Below are 21,434 nucleotides of genomic sequence, written 5' to 3'. Positions count from 1 at the left end.
CTTACTGGCCGAACAGCCCCGGCGGCAGGCCGAGCCCGCCGGTGAGCGACTGCATCTTGTCCTGCACCGCCGTTTCCGCCTTGCGGCGGGCATCGCCGAGCGCGGTGACGAGCAGATCCTCCAGGACTTCGCGCTCCTCCGGCTTCATCAGCGAGGGATCGATCTTGATGCCCTTGACGTCCATCTTGGCGGTCATGCGCACCGCGACGAGGCCGCCGCCGGAGATGCCTTCAACCTCCACGTTGGCGAGCTGCTCCTGCATTTCCTGCATCTTGGATTGCAGCTGCGCCGCCTGCTTCATCATGCCGAGAAAATCAGCCATAGGTCGCGTATCCTTGAAAAGGTCGGCTCAGAGATCGTCATCGCCGTCGGAACCGTCGACGGGATCGTCACTGCCATAGTCCGCATTAATATTGGATTCCGGCGCCTCGGGGGCAAGCCTGCGGACCTCGATGACCTTCGCACCGGGGAAGCGAGACAGCACCTCCTGCACGCGCGGATCGGCCTCGGCGGTACGCGCATGCTCCTGCTTGGCGGCCTGGTTCACCGAGCGCAGGGTCGGCTGGCCCTGCTCGTTGGAGACGATCACGGTCCAGCGCCGGCCGGTCCACAGCTCGAATTTTTTCGCGAGCTCCGAGATCATGGTCTTGGAGGCGTTCGGCTCGAGAGCGACCTCGAGCCGGCCCTCCTCGAAACGGACGAGGCGCATGTCACCTTCGAGCGCGCCCTTGGTCATGAGGTCGCGCTTCTGGCCGGCGAGCGCCACGAGCTGGGTGAAGCTGGTGATGCGCAGCTGCGGCGCGGCACCTTGCGGATCGGGCGCGGGCGCCGCCATCTGCGGACGGACCGCGCCGCCGAACGCCGATGGCGACGATGTCGGCATGCGAACCGGCGCCACGGACGCAACAGGCGCTGCAGATGCCATAGACGCAGCCGGCGCGCTGCTGCGCGCAGTCCCGCCGCCGTTCACGACCGGCGAGCCGCCGCCGTTCTGCTCGAGCATCCTGATCGCTTCGTCCGGCGTCGGCAGGTCGGCGACGTAGGCGATCCGCACCAACACCATCTCGGCGGCCGCGGCCGGGCGTGTCGCCGCCTGCACCTCGGTGATGCCCTTCAGCAGCATCTGCCACATCCGCGACAGCACGCGCATCGAGATCTTCGAGGCGAAATCCCGCGCGCGCACGCGCTCGGTCTCGCCATAGGCGACGTTGTCGGCGGTCGCCGGCACGATCTTCACGCGGGTGACGAAGTTGACGAATTCGGCGAGGTCGGAGAGCACGACGATCGGATCGGCGCCGACGTCGTACTGGTCGCGGAACTCCTTGAAGGCCGCGGCGATGTCGCCGCGCGCCAGCGAATCAAACAGATCTATGACGCGGGTGCGGTCGGCGAGGCCCAGCATCTGCCGGACGGCGTCGGCCTTCACCTGCCCCGCCGCATGCGCGATGGCCTGGTCGAGCAGCGACAGAGAGTCGCGCACCGAGCCTTCCGCGGCACGCGCGATGATGCCGAGGGCCTCGGGCTCGATCTCGACGCTTTCCTTGGCAGCGATGTTGGCGAGATGCTTCATCAGCACATCGGCCTCAACGCGGCGCAGGTCAAAGCGCTGGCAGCGCGACAGCACCGTGACCGGAACCTTGCGGATCTCGGTCGTCGCGAACACGAACTTGGCGTGCTCCGGCGGCTCCTCCAGCGTCTTCAGGAAGGCGTTGAACGCCGCCGTCGACAGCATGTGGACTTCGTCGATGATGTAGACCTTGTAGCGGGCGCTGGCCGGCGCATAGCGCACGCTGTCATTGATCTGGCGCACGTCGTCGACGCCGGTATGGGAGGCCGCGTCCATCTCCAGCACGTCCATGTGCCGGCTTTCCATGATCGCCTGGCAATGCACGCCCAAGGTCGGCATGTGGATGGTCGGCCCATGCACCGAGCCGTCCGGCATCTCGTAGTTGAGCGCACGGGCCAGGATGCGCGCAGTGGTCGTCTTGCCGACGCCGCGGACGCCGGTGAGGATCCAGGCCTGCGGGATGCGGCCGGTCTCGAACGCATTGGAAACGGTCCGGACCACGGCCTCCTGGCCGATCAGGTCGTCGAAGCTGGAAGGACGGTATTTGCGCGCCAGCACCCGGTAAGGCGCGTTGCCGGCCGGGCCGGCGCTGTCAGGATTGGGAGGGGCGCCAGCGTCGGTCATCGGTCGATCCGCAATGAAATCTCTCTCGGCCGGCTTTTGCGGAAAGGAGCGCGCCGGCGGGGAGCCCGCCGGCGCAATTCGCTCGGAAAAACAGGTAGGAGACTGACGAGCGACCCGATCCGGACCTCGTTAGGGCTGCTTCCTTCCGGACCTGACCCGGTTGGCGAGTGGCTCGTCCACCGCCAATCTCCCGACCCCTATTTGGGGCCAAAGGGAGCGGAAAGCAAGCGGGTATCGGCGCGAACGGATCGGGTTTGCCCAGCATCCGGGCAATCGCGGTCCTGGTCAGCCGACAGGCTGTGCTTTCGCTGCGGGGGCCACCTTGCTAGAACGCTGCCGGAACTCCATCCAACCAGAAAAGCGATTGATCCCAATGGTTACACGTCGTGATGTTGCATCGATTGTCGGGCTTGGCGCGGTGACCGCGGCAGCGCTGGCCGCGCCAGCCGTGGCCCAGACCGCCGATCCGAGCGAATCGACCTTCGCCCGCATCCGCCGGACCAAGAAGATGCGGATCGGCGCCGTTGGCGGCGGCGCGCCCTACTACATGAAGGACCTCGCCACCGGCCAGTGGAAGGGCTTCTACATCGACATTGCCAAGGGGCTTGCCGACGACATGGAGGCCGAACTCGAGATCACCGAGACCACCTGGGGCAATTCGGTGCTCGATCTGCAGTCCAACAAGATCGACATCTTCTTCGGCCTCAACCCGACGCCGAAGCGGGCGCTCGTCGTCGACTTCTCGGTGCCGGTCTTCAACAACGCCTTCGGCATCCTCTGCAAGAAGGACTTCAAGCCGAAGAGCTGGGCCGAGCTGAACTCCCCCGACATCAAGATCGCGGTCGACCAGGGCTCCTCGCACGACCAGGTCGTCAGCCGCCTGACGCCGAAGGCGCAGATCTCGCGCCTGAAGACCGCGGACGACGCCACCGCCGCGCTGCAGACCGGCCGCGTCGACGCGCAGTGCCTGATCACCATGCTGTCGCTCACCGTGCTGAAGAAGAATCCCTCGCTCGGCCAGTTCGTGCTGCCGACGCCGATCTTCGCGACGACATCGAATGCCGGCTTCCGCCGCGAGAACGACAAGACCTTCCGCGACTACGTCAACACCTGGATCGACTTCAACAAGGGCCTCGGCTTCATCCGCAACGCGATCATCACGAACATGGAGCTCGTGGGTGTGACCGAGGCGGACATTCCGCCGGGCGTGTCGCTGTAAGCTATCCGTTTGAGGCAAGTGAGAGCCGCGCGCACCGCTCCTCTCCCTCTCCCGCTTGCGGGAGAGGGCTGGGGTGAGGGTGTCTCCGCTGGCAAGACTCCCCCAGAGGAGAGAACCTTCACCCGCATCGCATCTCCGATGCGACGCGACCCCTCCCGCAAGCGGGAGAGGTGAAGCAAGAAAGCACGCATGTATCAGTGGGACTTCGGCATCCTCTGGAGCTATCGCTGGCTCTTTCTCAACGGGCTCGGCGTCACCGTCGGCTTCACCGTGGTCATCGTCGTCTGCGGGCTGCTGTTCGGCCTGCTCGGCGCATTCGGCAGCCTGTCGCGCTTCAAAGCGCTGCGGCTGACCGCGCTCGCCTTCATCGAGGCGTTTCGTTGCACGCCGATCCTGGTACAGCTGATCTGGTTCTATTACGCGCTGCCGATCCTCGCCGGCGTCGAGATGACGCCGATCACCGCATCGGCGCTGGCGCTCTCGCTCTATGGCGGCTCGTTCTACTCGGAGATCATCCGCGGCGGCATCGTCTCGATCGACAGCGGCCAGTCGGAAGCCGGTGCCGCGCTCGGCATGACACCGAGCCAGAGCATGCGCCGCATCGTGCTGCCGCAGGCGATCAAGCGTATGATCCCGGCGCTGATGAACCAGTCGATCATCCAGTTCAAGAACACCTCGCTGGTCTCGGTGCTGGCCGTGCCTGACCTCGTCTATCAAAGCCAGGTCGCGGCCCATGACAGCTATCGGCCGCTGGAGACCTACACTGCGGTTGCCCTCGCCTATGCAGCGATCCTGATCCCGCTCACCATCATCGTCCGGCGTGGCGAGAAGCGACTGGCGGTGAGCGAATGAGCGACACGTCAAAAATCGAGATCCGTGGCCTGCGCAAGAGCTTCGGCAGCAACGAGGTCCTGAAGAACATCAGTCTCGACGTCGCCAAGGGCGGCGTGGTCGCGCTGATCGGGCCATCAGGCTCCGGCAAATCGACGCTGCTCCGCTGCATCAACCTGCTGGTCGTGCCCGACGGCGGCAGCGTCCGCGTCGGCGATACGCGTTTTGCATTTGGTGAAGGCACGAGGCTCCCCGACGTGAAGGCGCTGGCAAAATTTCGCGCCACCACCGGCATGGTGTTCCAGCACTTCAACCTGTTCCCGCACATGACGACGCTCCAGAACGTCATGGAGGGACCGGTCACGGTACGACGCATGGCCAAGGCCGTCGCCGAGAAGCTCGCGCGGGCCCAGCTCGCCAAGGTCGGGCTTGCCGAGAAGGCCGACCAGTATCCGGCGACGCTCTCCGGCGGCCAGAAGCAGCGCGTCGCCATCGCGCGCGCGCTCGCAATGGAGCCGGACGTGATGCTGTTCGACGAGGCCACCTCGGCGCTCGATCCCGAGCTCGTCGGCGAGGTGCTCAACGTGATGCAGCGGCTCGCCTCCGAAGGCATGACCATGGTGATCGTGACTCACGAGATCGCGTTTGCCCGCGAGGTCGCCGACCGTCTGATCTTCATGCGCGACGGCGTCGTGGTCGAGGAAGGCCCGGCGCGGCAGGTGATCGATAATCCCAAGGAAGCCGCCACGCGCGCCTTCCTCGGCCATTTCCACCGCACCGGCGCCCTGCCGCCGGCCACACCGGCATCGTGATGTCCGGGATCAATCGCGCCTATCTCGTCACCGGTGCCGCCAGCGGCATCGGCCGCGCCACCGCAAAGCTGCTCGCGGCGCCCGGCACCGCGCTGCTGCTGCACACGCGCTCGAACGCGCAAGGTCTCGAAGCCACTGCGGCGGAGGCCCAAGCGATGGGCGGTGTTGTGGCAAAGTGCCTCGGCGATCTCGCCGAAGAGGCTGCTGCCATCGACGCGATCGCCGCCACGCAAGCCGCCTTCGGCCGTCTCGACGGACTGGTTCTCGTCGGCGGCCATGCCCGCCGCGGCAGCGCCATCGGCACGCCCGCCGATCAATTCCGACAAGCGATGGACGAATCCGCGCTGGCTTTCACGCGGCTCGTTGACGCCGCGCTGCCGCTGCTGCGTGCCGGGCGCGATGCGCGGATCGTCGCGGTGTCGTCGTTCGTCGCGCATGCGATCCGCCCGGAATTCGCGCCCTTCGCGGCGACCGCCGCGAGCCGCTCCGCGCTCGAAGCACTGGTGCGGCTCACCGCAATGGAGCTTGCGAAAGACGGCATCACCGTCAACGCGGTCTCCCCCGGCCTCATCGTCAAGGACAAGCCCAGCGAAAGCCGGTTGTCGCCCGAGCAGATCGCCGCAACCGAAGCACTGATCCCGATGCGACGCCGCGGGCGGCCGGAGGAGGTCGCCGAAATCATCGCCTTCCTGGCATCACCGAAGGCGTCCTACGTCACCGGCCAGGTCTGGCACGTCAATGGAGGCCTGACATGACCGAAGCAATGGTCGAACGCATCAGGCTGTTCCTGATCGAAAGCCCGATCAAGATGGCGCGCCTGCAGGGCGTCGGCAACGTCAAGGGCACGATCAAGCGCGTGCTGATCGAGCTCACCTCGAGCGACGGCGTCGTCGGCTGGGGCGAAGCGGCGCCGTGGGAGGTGTTCACGGGAACACCGGAGGCAGCCTTCTCCGCGCTCGACCTTTATCTGCGCCCGATCGTGCTCGGCAAACCCGTGCGCCGCATCCGCGCGCTGATGGCCGAGCTCGATCGCGCGCTGGTCGGACATGCCGAGGCCAAGGTTGGAATCGAGATGGCGCTGCTCGACATCGTCGGCAAGTCGTCGGGACTCTCGGTCGCCGACCTGCTCGGCGGCCGCGTGCGCGACACCATCCCCCTTTCCTTCTCGATCGCCGATCCCGATTTCGCCGCCGATCTCGAGCGCATGCGAAAGATGGTTCCGGACGGCAATGTCATCTACAAGGTCAAGACAGGCGTGAAGCCGCATCGCGAGGATCTCGAGCATCTCGAGGCAATCCGCAAAGAGTTCGGCGACAAGGTCGATCTGCGCGTCGACTACAACCAGGCGCTGGCGCCGTTCGGCGCCATCAAGGTCCTGCGCGACGTCGAAGAGTTCGCGCCGACCTTCATCGAGCAGCCGGTGCCGCGCAAATATCTCGATGTGATGGCGCAGCTCACGGCAGCACTGGAAACGCCCGTGCTCGCGGACGAGAGCTGTTTCGACCGCCGCGACATGATGGAGGTGGTGCGCCGCGAGGCGGCGGACGCCGTCTCGATCAAGCTGATGAAGGCCGGCGGCCTGTTCGAGGCGCAGGCCATCATGGCGATCGCCGACATCGCCGGCCTGCCCGGCTATGGCGGCACGCTGTGGGAGGGCGGCATTGGCCTTGCCGCAGGCACGCAGCTGATCGCGGCGACGCCAGGCATCTCGCTCGGCTGCGAGTTCTATATGCCGCACCACGTGCTGACCGAGGACGTGCTGGAAGAGCGCGTCGCCAACCGCGCCGGCCATGTCGTGGTGCCCGACGGTCCCGGCCTCGGCATCCGCGTCAGCGAGGCCTCGGTCCGCGCCAATGCGCGGGTGCTGGCGGAGGCGTAAGGATTGCGAGCTGAACTTCACCTCTCCCCGCTTGCGGGCCGCGTGCGGGGAGAGGTCGGAATTCAAACGAAGTTTGAATTCCGGGTGAGGGGGTACAGGTCTCTCGGCGATCCCACGCGTGAAGAGAGCCCCTCACCCCGGGCCTCTCCCCGTAAGAACGCGGAGAGGGAGAAGAAAGCGACGACCGTGTATGCAGTCGCTGTCCTTCCCCAATCGGAATCGCTGTCGTATGGTCCGGCCCAACAAGCCCGTTCCCGATCGGGCCATCCGGAAACGCATATGTCTGATCCCGCCTGGTCGCTGCACTCCCGCCTGAAAGAGGACACCATCGACATCGGCGATCTGCCGCTGTCCAAGGTGCTGGTCATCAAGGATGCGCATTATCCCTGGCTGCTGCTGGTGCCGCGACGGGTCGATGCGGTCGAGATCATCGATCTCGACGAGGTGCAGCAGGCGCAGCTGATGACCGAGATCTCTCGCGTCTCGCGCGCGCTGAAGGAGATCACCAAATGCGACAAGCTCAATGTCGCGGCGCTCGGCAATCTCGTGCCGCAGCTTCACGTCCACATCATCGCGCGTCGCACCAGTGACGCGGCCTGGCCGCGGCCGGTGTGGGGCGTGATGCCGCCTCTGGCACACGATGCCGCGGAGGTTCAGAATTTCATCAGCGCGCTTCGCCGCAAGATCTGGTTGGGTTGAAAGAACAAGAATGTCAGCATTCGACGCATTTCCGCTGGGGCAGCCGGCCTTCGTCACCAACGTGCTCGACCGAGCCGCGCATCTGCGCCGCGACGATGAAAAGCTGTTCGCGCTCGAGCAGAAACCGTCCTCGCGCGCCTATGTCGTCTATCGCGACTCGTTGCTGGTGAAGCGCGAGGGCGACAAGGTGCGCGCGCTGCTCTCGATCGACGAGGCGCTGAAATGCGGCGCCAATCCCGGCACGATCTTTTTGGGCCTGCGCGATGGCGCGGCGATGTTCGGTATGGGCATGTCGCAGGCTGCCGCCGAGAAGCTGATCGGCCGTGAGGATTACACCGTGACCGAGCTGCGCGGCATGGCGATGCAGGGCGCGATCCCCCCCGAAGAGCTCTCGGCGATCGCGATGGCGAAGTCGATTGTGGGCTGGCATCAGCGCCATGGCTATTGCGCCAATTGCGGCGCACGCAGCGCGATGAAGGAAGGCGGCTGGAAGCGGGATTGTCCTGCCTGCAAAGCCGAGCATTTTCCGCGCACCGATCCGGTCGTGATCATGCACGTCGCCTCCGGCGACAAATGCCTGCTCGGCCGTCAGAAGCACTTCCCGCCCGGCATGTATTCCTGCCTCGCCGGCTTCGTCGAGGCGGCCGAAACCATCGAGGACGCGGTGCGCCGAGAAATTCTCGAAGAATCCGGCATCCGTTGCACCGACGTGCAGTATTACATGACCCAGCCCTGGCCCTATCCGTCGTCGCTGATGATCGGCTGCAGCGCGCGGGCCGTGAGCGAGGACATCGTCGTCGATCGTTCCGAGCTGGAAGACGCACGCTGGTTCTCGCGCGAGGAGGCGGCCAAGATGCTGACGCGGACGCATCCGGACGGGCTCGCGGGCCCGCATCCGTTCGCGATCGCGCATCACCTGCTCGGCCGCTGGGTGTACGACAAGAGCTGATCGCCGATGGCGCCAGCCGTGATCGCGCCACGCATCCTCTGCATCGGCATTCCCGTGCGCGATCTCACCTTTCGTGTCGAGGCCGTGCCCGCGCGGGGCAGCAAGGCGAACTCGAGCCATCTCGCCGAGATCTGCGGCGGCAATGCGCTCAACGCCGCGGTCGCTATGGCGCGACTTGGCGGCCGTATCGTGTTCGCAGGTCCCATGGGCGATGCGCGGGAAACGTCGAGCGATTTCATTCTCGCGCAGATGGCGCAGGAAGGCATCGACACTGCGCATATCGTGCGCATGCCGGGCCTGACCACGCCGGTGTCCGCCATCATGATCGAGCCCTCCGGCGAACGGACGCTCACCATCTACCGCGATCCCGGGCTGTGGCGTGTGAAGCTGCCCGACGCTGACGATCTGCTCGCCGATTGTCGGGCCGTCCTGATCGAGAGCCGCTGCGGCCCGTTCTGCATTGATCTCTGCACTGAGGCCCGCCGGCGCGGCATTTCCGTCGTCGTCGCCGTCGATCGCGCGATGTCGTTGCAGGACGGGCTGCTCACCGCTGCCTCGCACCTGCTGTTCGCCAGCGAGCAGGTTCAGAAGACGGCCGGCGTCGCCGATGACGGCGAGGCCTTGAAGCGGCTTGCAAGGCTGACGCCGGCCTTCCTTGCCGCCACCCGCGGTCCGGATGGCACGATCTGGCTGGACGAGGGAGGCGCGCTTGAGGAGACCCCGGCCTTCGCGGTCGAGGCGGTCGATACGCTTGGCGCCGGCGACGTCTTCCACGGCGCATTCGCGCTTGGCATCGCCGAGGGTAAGGGCGTGCGGGAGGCGCTGCGTTTCGCCGCGGCCGCCGCAGCGCTGAAATGCACCCGCCACGGCGGCGGCCTGGCCGCCCCGCAACGTATTGAAGTTGAGGAGCTTTTGCGCGGGGAGGCCTAAAGCGATTCCATGGATGCGCGGAGATTATAGGCTTGCTGTGGAAGGATTTTCTCTATATCAGGGAAATCAGCCCTTGAAATGGAACAAAGTTCTTCAAATGACTGATGCCGCTGTCCAGATCCCCGAGACCAGCCGCCGCCTCGACGCCATCGACCGCAAGATCCTGATGGTACTGCAGGAAGATGCCTCCCTCTCCGTTGCCGAGATCGGCGACCGTGTCGGACTGTCCTCGACCCCCTGCTGGAAACGCATCCAGCGCCTGGAGGCCGATGGCGTGATCCTGAAGCGCGTCGCCCTGGTCGACCAGAACAAGATCGGGCTCGGCATCTCCGTGTTCGTGTCGGTCGAGAGCTCCGATCACTCCGACGCCTGGTTGAAGCGGTTCGCCGAGGCCGTCAGCGCCATGCCGGAGGTGATGGAGTTTTATCGCATGGCCGGCGACGTCGATTACATGCTGCGCGTGGTGGTCGCGGACATGCAGGCCTATGACATCTTCTACAAGAAGCTGATCAGCGCCGTGCCGCTGAAGAACGTCACCTCGCGCTTTGCGATGGAGAAGATCAAGTCGGTGACCGCGCTCCCGATCCCGGCGGTGGTGGCGGCTTAATCTTCACGAGACCTTCCTTCACCTCTCCCCGCCTGCGGGGAGAGATCGGATTGCATCGGCAGATGCAATCCGGGTGAGGGGGTACAGGTCCCAGGGCGATCTCGCGTGTGACCCCTCACCCCCAACCCTCTCAGCGCGAGCGAAGCTCGTCGCGGCCCCGTAAGAACGGGGCGAGGGGGCGCACTGCCGCGGCGAGGGCTCGCCTCAAATCGTCTGATTGTACTCGCCGACTTCGGGATGCGTGCGCAGCACGCTGTTCACCATCTCGAACATATCGTGCATCCGCTGCTCGGATACCGGGCTCTCGACCACGACGACGAGCTCAGGCTTGTTGGAGGAGGCGCGCACCAGGCCCCAGCTACCGTCCTCGACGGTGACGCGGACGCCGTTGACGGTGACGAGATCGCGGATGGACTGGCCGCCGATCTTGGCGCCCTTGGCCTGCAAGCCCTCAAAATGCTTCACCACCTTGTCGATGACACCGTACTTCACCTCGTCGGCGCAATGCGGCGACATGGTCGGCGACGACCACGTCTTCGGCAGCGCGTTCTTCAGGTCTGCCATCGACTTGCCGGGGGCGCGATCGAGCATGTCGCAGATCGCGATCGCCGAGACGAGGCCATCGTCATAGCCGCGACCATAGGGCTGGTTGAAGAAGAAGTGGCCGGACTTCTCGAAGCCGGCAAGCGCTCCGGTCTCGTTGGTGCGGCGCTTCATGTAGGAATGGCCGGTCTTCCAATAGGCGGTCTTCGCACCCTGCTTCTGCAAGACGGGATCGGTGATGAAGAGGCCGGTGGACTTCACGTCGACGATGAACTGCGCGTCCTTGTGGATCGCCGACATGTCGCGCGCCAGCATCACGCCGACCTTGTCGGCGAAGATCTCCTCGCCGATGTTGTCGACGACGCCGCAACGGTCGCCGTCACCGTCGAAGCCGAGGCCGACATCGGCCTTGTGATGCAGCACCGCGTCGCGGATCGCGTGCAGCATCTCCATGTCTTCCGGATTCGGATTGTATTTCGGGAAGGTGTGATCGAGCTCGGTGTCAAGCGGGATCACCTCGCAACCGATCGCTTCAAGCACTTGCGGCGCGAACGCGCCGGCGGTGCCGTTGCCGCAGGCGGCGACGACCTTGAGCTTGCGCTTGAGCTTCGGACGATTGGTGAGATCGGCGGTGTAGCGCGCCGCATAGTTCTCGTGGAACTGGTAGGCCCCGCCCGCCTTGTTCTTGAACTCGGCATTGAGCACGATCTCCTTCAGCCGCGTCATCTCGTCGGGACCGAAGGTGAGCGGACGGTTGGCGCCCATCTTCACGCCGGTCCAGCCATTGTCGTTGTGCGAGGCCGTGACCATGGCGACGCAGGGCACGTCGAGATCGAACTGCGCGAAATAGGCCATAGGCGTCACCGCGAGCCCGATGTCGTGCACCCTGCAGCCCGCCGCCATCAGGCCGGAGATCAGCGCATATTTGATCGAGGCCGAATAGCCGCGGAAATCATGACCGGTGACGATCTCCTGGCTGACGCCGAGCTCGGCGATCAGCGCGCCAAGGCCCATGCCGAGCGCCTGCACGCCCATCAGGTTGATTTCCTTCTGGAACAACCAGCGCGCGTCGTATTCACGAAATCCGGTGGGCTTCACCATCGGCTCGGATTCGAAGGCGTAGGTGTTGGGCAGCAGGACGGGTTTCGGCTTGGGAAACATTGAGACAGTCTCGTGAAAAAAGCAGGAATTGATGCAGCCTTAGCGAATGCCGGGCTGCAGCGGAAGGCGGGAATGAGGGCTCATGGCCGATAATTACGGCAGTTTGGTAACGGGAAGCGCGCTCTCGCGTGCGACTTCCGCTCGTTCCGTGCAAAATTCGCGCGAATGGCCGTTCGTCGGCGCGCTACGGAGCCGTGCGATGCGGCTTACTGCTCCAGCACCATCTGCCCGTTGGCGTATTCGAAGCGCTTGAGGCGGGACAGGAAGGACAGGCCGAGCAGGTTCTCCGACAAGGCCTCGTCCGGCAGCACCATGGCATCGACATCGCGCACGATGAGGCCGCCGACATCAAGCATCGCGATGCGGGTGCGGGCGGCCTTGATGGTGCCGTTGGCGGTGGAGACGATGGCGTTGTACTCGCTGCGCGAAGGACGCAGGCCGAAGCGGGCAGCCGAGGTCTCGTTCAGCGCGACCACGGAGGCGCCGGTATCGACCATGAACCCGATGCGCTGCCCGTCGATCCGGCCATCGGTCTGGAAGTGCCCGCGGCCGTCGCGGGAAATGGCGAGGCTGCGGCTCCCGGACGGCGCCGGGGTTGCGACAGCGACCGTCGTGCGCGGCACTGACGTGGCGGACGCCGAGCTCATCCTGTCGGCCATCTGCGCCATGAAGGTGCCGAGGCCGATCATGAGGGCCGCGAAAATCATAATGTTACGCATCACACCACTTCCGAGCCGGAACGCTCGATTTCACCACGCAACCCGTTCTCCCGCGAGCGGAGACGCGGCCAGAACCTCGCCATTTTGGTGAAAAGGATGAGCGGACGGTTAATGCGGCCTAAAAAACTCACGTCCCGCGCGGCTTTGCCCGCCGGGTCGGCAGTGCGCACGCGGGATCGTCCGGCCATGGATGGCGCGGATAGCGCCCGCGCAGATCGGAGCGCACGGCGGCGTAGCTGCCGCGCCAAAAGCCGGGAAGATCGCGTGTCACCTGCACCGGCCGCTGGGCCGGCGACAGCAATTCCAGCACCAGGGGCACCTTGCCGGCCGCAATCGACGGATGGGTGTTGAGGCCGAACAATTCCTGCAGACGCACCGCGATGGTCGGCCCCTGCTCGGCCTCGTAGTCGATCGCGAGCACGCTTCCCGTCGGCGCCTCGAAATGCGTCGGCGCCTCGCGGTCGAGCCGCGCGCGCATCTCCCAGGGCAGCAGTGCCATCAAAGCATCGGAGAGATCGCCGGGAGAAATGTCCTTGAGCGCGATCTTGTCATAGAGCGCCGGCACCAGCCAATCATCGCACCGCGCGATCAGACCGTCATCGGACAGATCCGGCCAGCTGTCGCCCTCGGCCTTGCGCAGGAACATCACGCGGTCGCGCCACTGTTTTGCGGCCTTCGACCAGGGCAGCCGGTCGAGGCCAGCGGCGATCAACCCATCTGCGAAAATGCGCGCGGTGTCCTCCGAGGGCGACACGGCGAGCGTCGCCTCAGAGAGCGTGATCGCATGCAGCACACGCTTGCGCCGCGCGCGCAGCGCCATCGCGCCGCGGTCGAAGGAGATCTCGTCGACGTTCTCGATATGCTCGGCGAAATGACGCTCGATCTCGTCCTGGGTGATTTGCGCCGCGAGCAGGATGCGGCCGCTGGCGGCCGTTCCCGTCATCTCGCCGACCGCGATATAGGGCGCGCGTGCGAGCGATGAGGTCTGCTCCACAGCCGCACCCCGACCATTGGCGAGCACGAAGCTGCCATTGCCGCGATTGCGCGCGATACGGTCCGGGAAGGCGTAAGCCAGCATCAGGCCGGTGGAGAGATCGTCCTGCTGCCCCGCCTTCTCGGATGCTGCCACCTGCGAGGCCCAGCGCCGCGCCAGATCGCGTGCGCTCGCGGCGCGCGGCGATCGATCGCGGCGGAACTGGTCGCGCCGGTGCTCCAGATCGACGCTGTCTCCGCCGAGCCCGCGCTCGGTGATGATCGCCGCGATCTCGGCCGCGTCTTCGCCCGCACCTGCGCGATGCGAATCCACGATCATGCGTGCCAGACGCGGCGGCAGCGCCAGTGCGCGCAGGCTCTTGCCCTCGGCGGTGATACGGCCGTCGGCATCGAGCGCGTTCAGCTCGGAGAGCAGGCTCTTGGCTTCCTTCCACGCCGGCTGCGGCGGCGGATCGAGGAACGACAGCGCAGCCGGGTCAGTGACGCCCCATTGCGCGAGATCGAGCACGAGCGAGGACAGATCGGCGCTCAGAATTTCCGGCTGGGTATAGGGCGCGAGCGCGGCCGTCTGCGGCTCGTCCCAGAGCCGATAGCAGACGCCGGGCTCGGTGCGGCCGGCGCGGCCACGGCGCTGGTCCACCGCTGCGCGCGCGGCGCGCACGGTTTCGAGCCGGGTCAGCCCGATGTCGGGCTCGTAGCGCGGCACGCGGGCGAGACCGGAATCGACCACGATGCGCACGCCCTCGATGGTCAGCGACGTCTCTGCGATCGACGTCGCCAGCACCACCTTTCGCGTGCCCTTCGGCGCGGGCGCAATGGCGCGGTCCTGCACGGCGGCGTCGAGTGCGCCGAACAGCGGCACGATCTCGATCGAGGCATCCTGCACGCGTTCGCTGAGGAAATTCTGGGTGCGGCGAATCTCGGGGGCGCCCGGCAGGAATGCCAGCACCGAGCCGCTGTCGGCGCGGAGCGCAGAGGCAATCGCATCGGCCATCTGCCGTTCGATCGGCGCATCCGCCTTGCGGCCGAGATAGCGCGTCTCGACCGGAAAGGCGCGGCCCTCGCTCTCGACGACGGGGGCATCGCCGAGCAGCTTTGCCACACGGGCGCCGTCGAGCGTGGCCGACATCACGAGGATGCGCAGGTCCTCACGCAGGCCGGTTTGCGCATCGCGCGCCAGCGCCAGGCCCATGTCGGCATCGAGCGAGCGCTCGTGGAATTCGTCGAACAGGATGGCGGCAACGCCTGACAGTTCGGGGTCGTCGAGGATCTGGCGGGTGAAAATGCCTTCGGTCACGACCTCAATGCGCGTCGCGCGCGAGATCTTCGAGCCGAAGCGGACACGGTAGCCGACGGTCTCGCCGGCGCGCTCGCCAAGCGACCTCGCCATGCGGTCGGCGCTGGCGCGCGCCGCGATGCGCCGCGGCTCCAGCACGATGATCTTTTTGCCTTTGGCCCAGGGCGCATCGAGCAGCGCCAGCGGCACGCGCGTGGTCTTGCCGGCGCCCGGGGGCGCCACCAGCACGGCCGCGTTATGCCGATCCAGCGTGCGCGAGAGGTCGTCGAGCACGGCATCGATCGGGAGAGGCGTGTCGAAACTGCGGGGCAATAGTCTCTGTCCGTCATCGTCCACCTCGCGCAACTGCGCGGAGGGGTGGACGATCCAGTCTATTCAGACCCCGGCGATTCCGAAGATCCGTGGGTACTGGATACCCCGCCTTCGCGGGGTATGACAATCGTGTGTCGCGATTAGCCCTGCGCCGACGAGCGCCCGACGCTCTCGTAGGTGAAGCCGGCGGCCGCCATGTCTTCGGGGCGGTAGATGTTGCGGAGGTCGACGACGACGGGCTGCGCCATGGTTGCCTTCAGCCGGTCGAGATCGAGCGCGCGGAACTGCACCCATTCGGTGACGATGACCAGGGCGTCGGCGCCTTGCGCGCAGGAATAGGCGTCTTCGCAATAGGTGATGTTGGGCAGCTCACCCTTCGCCTGCTCCATGCCGACGGGATCGAAGGCCTTGACCTTCGCGCCCATGTCGAGCAGGCCCGTCACCAGCGGGATCGAGGGCGCATCGCGCATGTCGTCGGTATCGGGCTTGAAGGTGAGGCCGAGCACGGCGATGGTCTTGCCGCGCAAGCTCCCGCCGAGCGCCTGGCTCACTTTGCGCGCCATCGCGCGCTTGCGGTTCTCGTTGACCGCCAGCACGGATTCGACGATGCGCAGATTCACGTCGTAGTCCTGCGCGATCTTGATCAGCGCCTTGGTATCCTTCGGGAAGCACGAGCCGCCGAAGCCGGGACCGGCATGCAGGAACTTGGTGCCGATGCGGTTGTCGAGGCCAATGCCGCGCGCGACCTCCTGCACGTTGGCGCCGACCTTTTCCGAGAGATCGGCGATCTCGTTGATGAAGGTGATCTTGGTCGCGAGGAACGCGTTGGCGGCGTATTTGATCATCTCCGCGGTACGACGCGCGGTGAACATCAGCGGCGCCTGGTTCAGCGACAGCGGGCGGTAGATGTCGCCCATCACCTTGCGGCCGCGCTCGTCGGAGGTGCCGACCACGACGCGGTCGGGGAACTTGAAGTCGCGGATCGCCGCGCCCTCGCGCAGGAATTCGGGGTTGGAGGCGACCACGACGTCCGCCTTCGGATTGGTCTCGCGGATGATGCGCTCGACCTCGTCGCCGGTGCCGACCGGCACGGTCGATTTGGTCACGACCACGGTGAAGCCTTGAAGCGACTGCGCGATCTCCTTCGCGGCGGCGTAGACGTAGGACAGATCGGCGTGGCCGTCGCCGCGGCGCGAGGGCGTGCCGACCGCGATGAACACCGCATCGGCATCCGCAACCGGCTTCGACAGGTCAGTGGTGAAGTCGAGCCGCTTGGCCTTGACGTTGGTTGCAACCAGCTCGTCGAGGCTGGGCTCGTAGATCGGGATCTCGCCGCGGTGCAGGGCCGCGATCTTCCGCTCGTCCTTGTCGACGCAGGTGACGTCGTGACCGAAATCCGCAAAGCAGGCTCCGGACACCAGTCCCACATAGCCCGTCCCGATCATCGCGATTCGCATGAAAAACCCTGTTTTGGCTTGGTTAACGAAACCCCATGCGGGGCGGTTTAGCACTTTCCCGATCGAAGGGAACCGTCTGCGAACAAAAACCGGCACGCGAATTGAACCGGTAAAGAAGTCCGAAATCGCAACGGCCCAAACTGCCCCGCGGCCGTACAGGGCCGGGCGGAAGACGCCCCGAAAAGGAACACCATGGCTTCATCAGGCACAATCGCACCAGATGGGCTTTCCAAGGCCCCGGCTGCCGCGCGTGTCGATTGGGTCGACTATGCCAAGGGCATCTGCATCGTCATGGTCGTGATGATGCATTCGGTGCTGGGGGTCGAGCTCGCCGCCGGCGAGCCCGGGTTCATGCATGTCGCCGTGGCCTTCGCAAAGCCGTTCCGGATGCCGGATTTCTTCCTGATTTCGGGCCTGTTCCTGCCGCTCGTGATCGACCGCGACTGGCGTACCTATCTCGACCGCAAGGTGATGCATTTCGCCTATTTCTATGTCGTCTGGGTGACAATCCAGTTCGGCTTCAAGGCGCCCGCGTTTGCCGCGGAGACGAGCTGGCGCGAGGTCGGCTTCCTCTATCTCGAATCCTTCATCGAGCCGTTCGGCACGCTCTGGTTCATCTATCTGCTACCGGTCTTCTTCGTCGTCACAAAATTGACACGCAAGATTCCGCCGCTCGCGATCTGGCTCATCGCCGCCGCGCTGGAGACGGCGCGCGTCACGACGGGCTGGACCGCGATTGACGAGTTCTGCGCGCGCTTCGTCTATTTCTGTTCGGGCTATCTGTTCGCCCCTTACGTGTTCGCACTGTCGGACCGCGCGCGCAGCCATCCCGCGCTGGCGCTCGCCGCGCTCGCGGCCTGGGCGCTGGTCAATGCCGGCCTCGTTGCAATCGGCGCCAGCGAATGGAAGTTCGTGTCGCTCGTGCTCGGCTTCGCCGGCGCCTGTGCCATCATCACGGCCGGCACGCTGCTCGCGCGCGCGCGTTGGCTGAACTTGTTCCGGTTCTGCGGCGAGCATTCGATCGTGATCTATCTCGCCTTCTTCCTGCCGATGGCGGCGACGCGGACCCTGCTGCTCCGCACCGGCATCATCCCCGATATCGGCACCGTGTCGCTGATCGTCACCATCGCCGGCGTGATCGGCTCGCTTGTGATCTGGCAGGCCGCACTGCGGCTCGGCTTCAATTTCCTATTCGAACGACCCGATGCGTTCTGGATTGCGCCGAAGAAGGCAGGGCCGGTGCTGCAGGCCGCGGAGTAGCCACAGTGTCGTCGCCCGGCTTGCCGCCTTCGCCGATGCTTCGGCGTGCCGAGCGATCGTGTGGGCCTCGGCGTGGCCTTGGCTGAGCCGGGACCTGGCGACCCAGTACGCCGAGACGTCAGTGATCGAGCCGACAAGCCGCGGCGTACTGGATTCCCCGCTTGCGCGGGGAATGACAGCGGGGATGCGGGAAACGACAGTGGGGATAGCGACGCCCGTGAGCCAAAAATACCCCTCCCAAGGCTGTCAAATCCCGCAAAAATTCATACATTGCGGCCATGCCCAAAACATCGCCGAAGATCTCCGCCAGAGCTGACACCAAGGCCGCGCCAAAGGCCGCTGCCACCAAGCCCGCTGCTGCGACAGCTGCTGCCAAACCGGTCGCGGCGAAGGCGGCCGGCAAGGGCGATCACGTGTTCCTGGTCGACGGTTCCTCCTACATCTTCCGCGCCTATCACGCGCTGCCGCCGCTGAACCGCAAGTCCGACGGCTTGCAAGTCAATGCGGTGCTCGGCTTCTGCAACATGCTGTGGAAGCTGCTGCGCGACATGCCCGAGGCCGACCGGCCGACGCATCTGGCGATCATCTTCGACAAGTCGGAAATCACCTTCCGCAACAAGATCTATCCCGACTACAAGGCACACCGTCCGCCGGCGCCGGATGACCTGATCCCGCAATTCGCGCTGATCCGCGAAGCGGTGCGCGCCTTCGACCTGCCCTGCCTGGAACAGGTGGGCTTCGAAGCCGACGATCTGATCGCGACCTATGTGCGGCAGGCCTGCGAGCGCGGCGCGACCGCGACCATCGTGTCGTCCGACAAGGACCTGATGCAGCTCGTCACCGATTGCGTCACCATGTACGACACCATGAAGGACCGCCGCATCGGCATCCCCGAAGTGATCGAGAAGTTCGGCGTGCCGCCGGAGAAGGTGGTCGAGGTGCAGGCGCTCGCCGGCGATTCCACCGACAACGTGCCCGGCGTGCCCGGGATCGGCATCAAGACCGCGGCGCAGCTGATCACCGAATATGGCGACCTCGAACAGCTCCTGTTCCGCGCCACCGAGATCAAGCAGCCGAAGCGGCGCGAGGCTTTGCTCGAGAACGCCGAGAAGGCGCGCATCTCGCGGCAGCTAGTGCTGCTCGACGACAAGGTCAATCTGGAGGTGCCGCTCGACGACCTCGCGGTCCACGAGCCGGACGCGCGCAAGCTGATCGCCTTCCTGAAGGCGATGGAATTCACCACGCTGACGCGCCGCGTCGCCGAGTATTCGCAGATCGACCCCTCCAGCGTGGACGCCGACCCCGGCTATGCCAGCGGCGCCAGCGTCTTCTCGCCGCTGCCGCCCTCAGACGTCGTGCCCGCGCCGGGCAGCGGCACGGCGCCACAGGCACGGTCGAACGAGCCCAACAAATCCGCGAGCAAGGAGGACAAGGCCGCGAGCCCGAAGGGCGGGCCGATCTCGCTCGCTGCTGCGCGCGAAGAGGCGCTGCGCAAGCTGCCGGTTGACCGAGCCAAGTACCAGACGATCAAGTCGCTGAAGGAGCTGAACGCCTTCATTGCGCGCATCCATGACACCGGCCATGTCGCGATCGAACTTCGAGGAAACTCGATCGATCCGATGCAGGCCGATCTCTGCGGCATCGCGCTCGCGCTGGCGCCGAACGAGGCCTGCTATGTTCCGCTCGCGCACAAGCAGTCCGGCGGCGGCGCCGGCCTGTTCGACGCCGGTCTTGCGCCCGACCAGGTCAAGCATACCGAAGCGATCGAAGCGCTGCGGCCGGTGCTGGAATCGGCAGGCATTCTCAAGATCGGCTTCGACGTCAAGTTCACCGCCGTCATGCTGGCACAGCACGGCATCACCCTGCGGAACATCGACGATGCGCTGCTGATCTCCTACGTGCTCGACGCCGGCCGCGGCTCGCATGCGCTGGAGCAGCTGTCCGAGCGCTGGTTCGGCCACGCCATGCTGAAGGAGAGCGAGCTGCTCGGCAGCGGCAAGGGCAAGATCACCTTCGACCAGGTGCCGATCGAGAAGGCCGCACCGCTGTCGGCCGAAGGCGCCGACATGGCCATGCGGGTCTGGCGCGTGCTGAAGCCGCGGCTCGTCGCCGAGCACATGGCTACGGTCTACGAGACGCTGGAGCGCCCGCTGGTGTCGGTGCTCGCACGCATGGAGCGGCGCGGCATCTCGATCGACCGCCAGGTGCTGTCGCGGCTTTCCGGCGACTTCGCGCAGACTGCGGCTCGTGTCGAAGCCGAGATCCAGGAGATCGCGGGCGAGCCCGTCAATGTCGGCAGCCCAAAACAGATCGGCGACATCCTGTTCGGCAAGATGGGATTGCCCGGCGGCACCAAGACCAAGACCGGCGCGTGGTCGACCACCGCGCAGGTGCTGGATGATCTCGCCGAGCAGGGCCACGATTTTCCGCGGAAGATTTTGGAGTGGCGGCAGGTTTCAAAACTGAAATCGACCTACACCGACGCGCTGCCGACCTACGTCAATCCGCTGACCCATCGCGTGCATACGACCTACGCGCTGGCGGCGACGACGACGGGTCGGCTCTCGTCGAACGAGCCGAACCTGCAGAACATTCCGGTGCGCACCGAGGACGGCCGCAAGATCCGCCGCGCCTTCATCGCGACGCCCGGACACAAGCTGGTGTCCGCCGACTATTCGCAGATCGAGCTCAGGCTGCTCGCCGAGATCGCCGACATTCCCGTGCTGAAGCAGGCCTTTCGCGACGGGCTCGACATTCACGCGATGACCGCCTCCGAGATGTTCGGCGTGCCGATCAAGGGCATGCCGAGCGAGATCCGCCGCCGCGCGAAGGCGATCAATTTCGGCATCATCTACGGCATCTCCGCGTTCGGCCTCGCCAACCAGCTCGGCATCGCGCGCGAAGAAGCCTCCGCCTATATCAAGAAATATTTCGAGCGCTTCCCCGGCATCCGCGCCTACATGGACGAGACGCGCGATTTCTGCCGGAACCACGGCTACGTCACCACGCTGTTCGGCCGCAAGTGCCACTACCCGGATATCAAGGCCTCGAATGCCTCGGTGCGCGCCTTCAACGAGCGCGCGGCAATCAACGCGCGGCTGCAAGGCACTGCCGCCGACATCATCCGCCGCGCCATGACGCGGGTGGAGGACGCGCTCTCCGAGCGGAAACTCTCGGCGCAGATGCTGCTCCAGGTGCATGACGAACTGATCTTCGAGGTGCCGGACGCCGAGGTCGAGGCGACGCTTCCCGTCGTGCAGAAGGTGATGCAGGACGCGCCGTTCCCGGCCGTGCTGCTCTCGGTGCCGCTGCACGTCGACGCGCGTGCGGCGAATAATTGGGACGAGGCGCATTGACGCTGTCCTTCACCTCTCCCCGCTTGCGCGGAGAGGTCGGATCGCCCTCGCGATCCGGGTGAGGGGGTACAGGTCTATCGACGACCGCCCGTAGGAAGAGAGGCCCCTCACCCCAACCCTCTCCCCGTAAGAACGGGGCGAGAGCAGAACTCAATTGTCCTCCGAGCAATTGCGCGATGGCCCCGCTGCCGATCGCATATTAGAACCTCTGCATCTCCC

At 65.6% G+C, this 21,434-nt stretch carries 17 protein-coding genes and 1 other RNA gene; 11 read left to right on the top strand and 7 right to left on the bottom strand.

Going from position 1 to position 21,434, the window contains the following annotated elements:
* Position 1: 1 nt before the first annotated feature.
* From ACNJYB_RS03845 to ffs, 3 genes are all read right to left on the bottom strand, one after another.
* A complete protein-coding gene (locus ACNJYB_RS03845; protein WP_211412300.1) occupies positions 2 to 322 on the bottom strand; it encodes a YbaB/EbfC family nucleoid-associated protein in 321 nt (106 codons plus the stop codon).
* Positions 323 to 349: 27 nt separating this feature from the next.
* On the bottom strand, positions 350 to 2,191 hold the full coding sequence (locus ACNJYB_RS03840) for a DNA polymerase III subunit gamma/tau (RefSeq protein ID WP_439372777.1): 1,842 nt from the start codon (positions 2,189 to 2,191) through the stop codon (positions 350 to 352).
* Between the two features lie 94 nt (positions 2,192 to 2,285).
* Positions 2,286 to 2,382, bottom strand: an RNA gene (gene ffs / locus ACNJYB_RS03835) — signal recognition particle sRNA small type.
* 182 nt (positions 2,383 to 2,564) lie between these two features.
* On the opposite strand from ffs, the gene ACNJYB_RS03830 reads away from it, so the two are divergent.
* From ACNJYB_RS03830 to ACNJYB_RS03790, 9 genes are all read left to right on the top strand, one after another.
* Complete coding sequence (locus tag ACNJYB_RS03830) at positions 2,565 to 3,410, top strand: transporter substrate-binding domain-containing protein (protein WP_439372776.1); 846 nt, start codon at positions 2,565 to 2,567, stop codon at positions 3,408 to 3,410.
* Between the two features lie 189 nt (positions 3,411 to 3,599).
* A complete protein-coding gene (locus ACNJYB_RS03825) occupies positions 3,600 to 4,262 on the top strand; it encodes an amino acid ABC transporter permease (protein ID WP_439372775.1) in 663 nt (220 codons plus the stop codon).
* Positions 4,259 to 5,053 carry an amino acid ABC transporter ATP-binding protein gene (locus tag ACNJYB_RS03820; RefSeq protein ID WP_439372774.1) on the top strand — a complete coding sequence of 265 codons (795 nt, stop codon included), beginning with the start codon at positions 4,259 to 4,261 and terminating at the stop codon, positions 5,051 to 5,053. Before ACNJYB_RS03825 ends, ACNJYB_RS03820 begins: the two co-directional genes overlap by 4 nt.
* Positions 5,053 to 5,808: an SDR family NAD(P)-dependent oxidoreductase gene (locus tag ACNJYB_RS03815; protein ID WP_439372773.1), complete on the top strand. Its 756-nt coding sequence runs from the start codon at positions 5,053 to 5,055 to the stop codon at positions 5,806 to 5,808. The genes ACNJYB_RS03820 and ACNJYB_RS03815 overlap by 1 nt, the downstream gene beginning before the upstream one ends.
* The gene (locus ACNJYB_RS03810; RefSeq protein ID WP_439372772.1) at positions 5,805 to 6,932 is read left to right on the top strand and encodes a muconate cycloisomerase family protein; all 1,128 of its coding nucleotides are present in this window, start codon (positions 5,805 to 5,807) and stop codon (positions 6,930 to 6,932) included. Before ACNJYB_RS03815 ends, ACNJYB_RS03810 begins: the two co-directional genes overlap by 4 nt.
* Positions 6,933 to 7,211: 279 nt before the next feature.
* Complete coding sequence (locus ACNJYB_RS03805) at positions 7,212 to 7,631, top strand: HIT domain-containing protein (RefSeq protein WP_027561570.1); 420 nt, start codon at positions 7,212 to 7,214, stop codon at positions 7,629 to 7,631.
* Between the two features lie 10 nt (positions 7,632 to 7,641).
* A complete protein-coding gene (gene nudC / locus ACNJYB_RS03800) occupies positions 7,642 to 8,580 on the top strand; it encodes an NAD(+) diphosphatase (RefSeq protein WP_439372771.1) in 939 nt (312 codons plus the stop codon).
* Positions 8,581 to 8,586: 6 nt separating this feature from the next.
* Entirely contained in the window at positions 8,587 to 9,510 is a 924-nt protein-coding gene (locus ACNJYB_RS03795; RefSeq protein WP_439372770.1) for a sugar kinase, read from the top strand.
* Positions 9,511 to 9,607: 97 nt separating this feature from the next.
* Entirely contained in the window at positions 9,608 to 10,117 is a 510-nt protein-coding gene (locus ACNJYB_RS03790; protein ID WP_439372769.1) for an Lrp/AsnC family transcriptional regulator, read from the top strand.
* A gap of 204 nt (positions 10,118 to 10,321) precedes the next feature.
* Here the strand turns inward: ACNJYB_RS03790 and ACNJYB_RS03785 are convergent, their stop codons facing one another.
* The 4 genes from ACNJYB_RS03785 to ACNJYB_RS03770 form a co-directional block, all read right to left on the bottom strand.
* Entirely contained in the window at positions 10,322 to 11,821 is a 1,500-nt protein-coding gene (locus tag ACNJYB_RS03785; protein ID WP_439372768.1) for a phosphomannomutase/phosphoglucomutase, read from the bottom strand.
* Between the two features lie 206 nt (positions 11,822 to 12,027).
* A complete protein-coding gene (locus ACNJYB_RS03780; RefSeq protein ID WP_439372767.1) occupies positions 12,028 to 12,540 on the bottom strand; it encodes a TIGR02281 family clan AA aspartic protease in 513 nt (170 codons plus the stop codon).
* A gap of 127 nt (positions 12,541 to 12,667) precedes the next feature.
* Positions 12,668 to 15,142 (bottom strand): ATP-dependent helicase HrpB, encoded by a 2,475-nt coding sequence (hrpB, locus tag ACNJYB_RS03775; RefSeq protein WP_439372766.1) that lies wholly within the window; start codon positions 15,140 to 15,142, stop codon positions 12,668 to 12,670.
* Positions 15,143 to 15,282: 140 nt separating this feature from the next.
* Positions 15,283 to 16,599 (bottom strand): UDP-glucose dehydrogenase family protein, encoded by a 1,317-nt coding sequence (locus ACNJYB_RS03770; protein WP_439372765.1) that lies wholly within the window; start codon positions 16,597 to 16,599, stop codon positions 15,283 to 15,285.
* A 192-nt stretch (positions 16,600 to 16,791) separates the two neighbouring features.
* Between ACNJYB_RS03770 and ACNJYB_RS03765 the strand changes: the two genes are divergently transcribed.
* A complete protein-coding gene (locus tag ACNJYB_RS03765) occupies positions 16,792 to 17,859 on the top strand; it encodes an acyltransferase family protein (protein WP_439372764.1) in 1,068 nt (355 codons plus the stop codon).
* A gap of 278 nt (positions 17,860 to 18,137) precedes the next feature.
* Complete coding sequence (polA, locus tag ACNJYB_RS03760; RefSeq protein WP_439372763.1) at positions 18,138 to 21,215, top strand: DNA polymerase I; 3,078 nt, start codon at positions 18,138 to 18,140, stop codon at positions 21,213 to 21,215.
* Positions 21,216 to 21,434 lie beyond the last annotated feature (219 nt).

Origin of the sequence: Bradyrhizobium sp. SMVTL-02 (assembly GCF_051853005.1) — a bacterium.
Taxonomy (GTDB): domain Bacteria; phylum Pseudomonadota; class Alphaproteobacteria; order Rhizobiales; family Xanthobacteraceae; genus Bradyrhizobium.
Note: the sequence above shows the minus strand (reverse complement) of the source record. Positions and strands in the feature narration are given on the sequence as shown.

Bases quoted from the DNA above. Each gene is read 5' to 3' on its own strand.
- ACNJYB_RS03845 (WP_211412300.1), bottom strand. From the start codon at position 322: ATGGCTGATTTTCTCGGCATGATGAAGCAGGCGGCGCAGCTGCAATCC.
- ACNJYB_RS03840 (WP_439372777.1), bottom strand. From the start codon at position 2,191: ATGACCGACGCTGGCGCCCCTCCCAATCCTGACAGCGCCGGCCCGGCC.
- ACNJYB_RS03830 (WP_439372776.1), top strand. From the start codon at position 2,565: ATGGTTACACGTCGTGATGTTGCATCGATTGTCGGGCTTGGCGCGGTG.
- ACNJYB_RS03825 (WP_439372775.1), top strand. From the start codon at position 3,600: ATGTATCAGTGGGACTTCGGCATCCTCTGGAGCTATCGCTGGCTCTTT.
- ACNJYB_RS03820 (WP_439372774.1), top strand. From the start codon at position 4,259: ATGAGCGACACGTCAAAAATCGAGATCCGTGGCCTGCGCAAGAGCTTC.
- ACNJYB_RS03815 (WP_439372773.1), top strand. From the start codon at position 5,053: ATGTCCGGGATCAATCGCGCCTATCTCGTCACCGGTGCCGCCAGCGGC.
- ACNJYB_RS03810 (WP_439372772.1), top strand. From the start codon at position 5,805: ATGACCGAAGCAATGGTCGAACGCATCAGGCTGTTCCTGATCGAAAGC.
- ACNJYB_RS03805 (WP_027561570.1), top strand. From the start codon at position 7,212: ATGTCTGATCCCGCCTGGTCGCTGCACTCCCGCCTGAAAGAGGACACC.
- nudC (WP_439372771.1), top strand. From the start codon at position 7,642: ATGTCAGCATTCGACGCATTTCCGCTGGGGCAGCCGGCCTTCGTCACC.
- ACNJYB_RS03795 (WP_439372770.1), top strand. From the start codon at position 8,587: ATGGCGCCAGCCGTGATCGCGCCACGCATCCTCTGCATCGGCATTCCC.
- ACNJYB_RS03790 (WP_439372769.1), top strand. From the start codon at position 9,608: ATGACTGATGCCGCTGTCCAGATCCCCGAGACCAGCCGCCGCCTCGAC.
- ACNJYB_RS03785 (WP_439372768.1), bottom strand. From the start codon at position 11,821: ATGTTTCCCAAGCCGAAACCCGTCCTGCTGCCCAACACCTACGCCTTC.
- ACNJYB_RS03780 (WP_439372767.1), bottom strand. From the start codon at position 12,540: ATGCGTAACATTATGATTTTCGCGGCCCTCATGATCGGCCTCGGCACC.
- ACNJYB_RS03770 (WP_439372765.1), bottom strand. From the start codon at position 16,599: ATGCGAATCGCGATGATCGGGACGGGCTATGTGGGACTGGTGTCCGGA.
- ACNJYB_RS03765 (WP_439372764.1), top strand. From the start codon at position 16,792: ATGGCTTCATCAGGCACAATCGCACCAGATGGGCTTTCCAAGGCCCCG.
- polA (WP_439372763.1), top strand. From the start codon at position 18,138: ATGCCCAAAACATCGCCGAAGATCTCCGCCAGAGCTGACACCAAGGCC.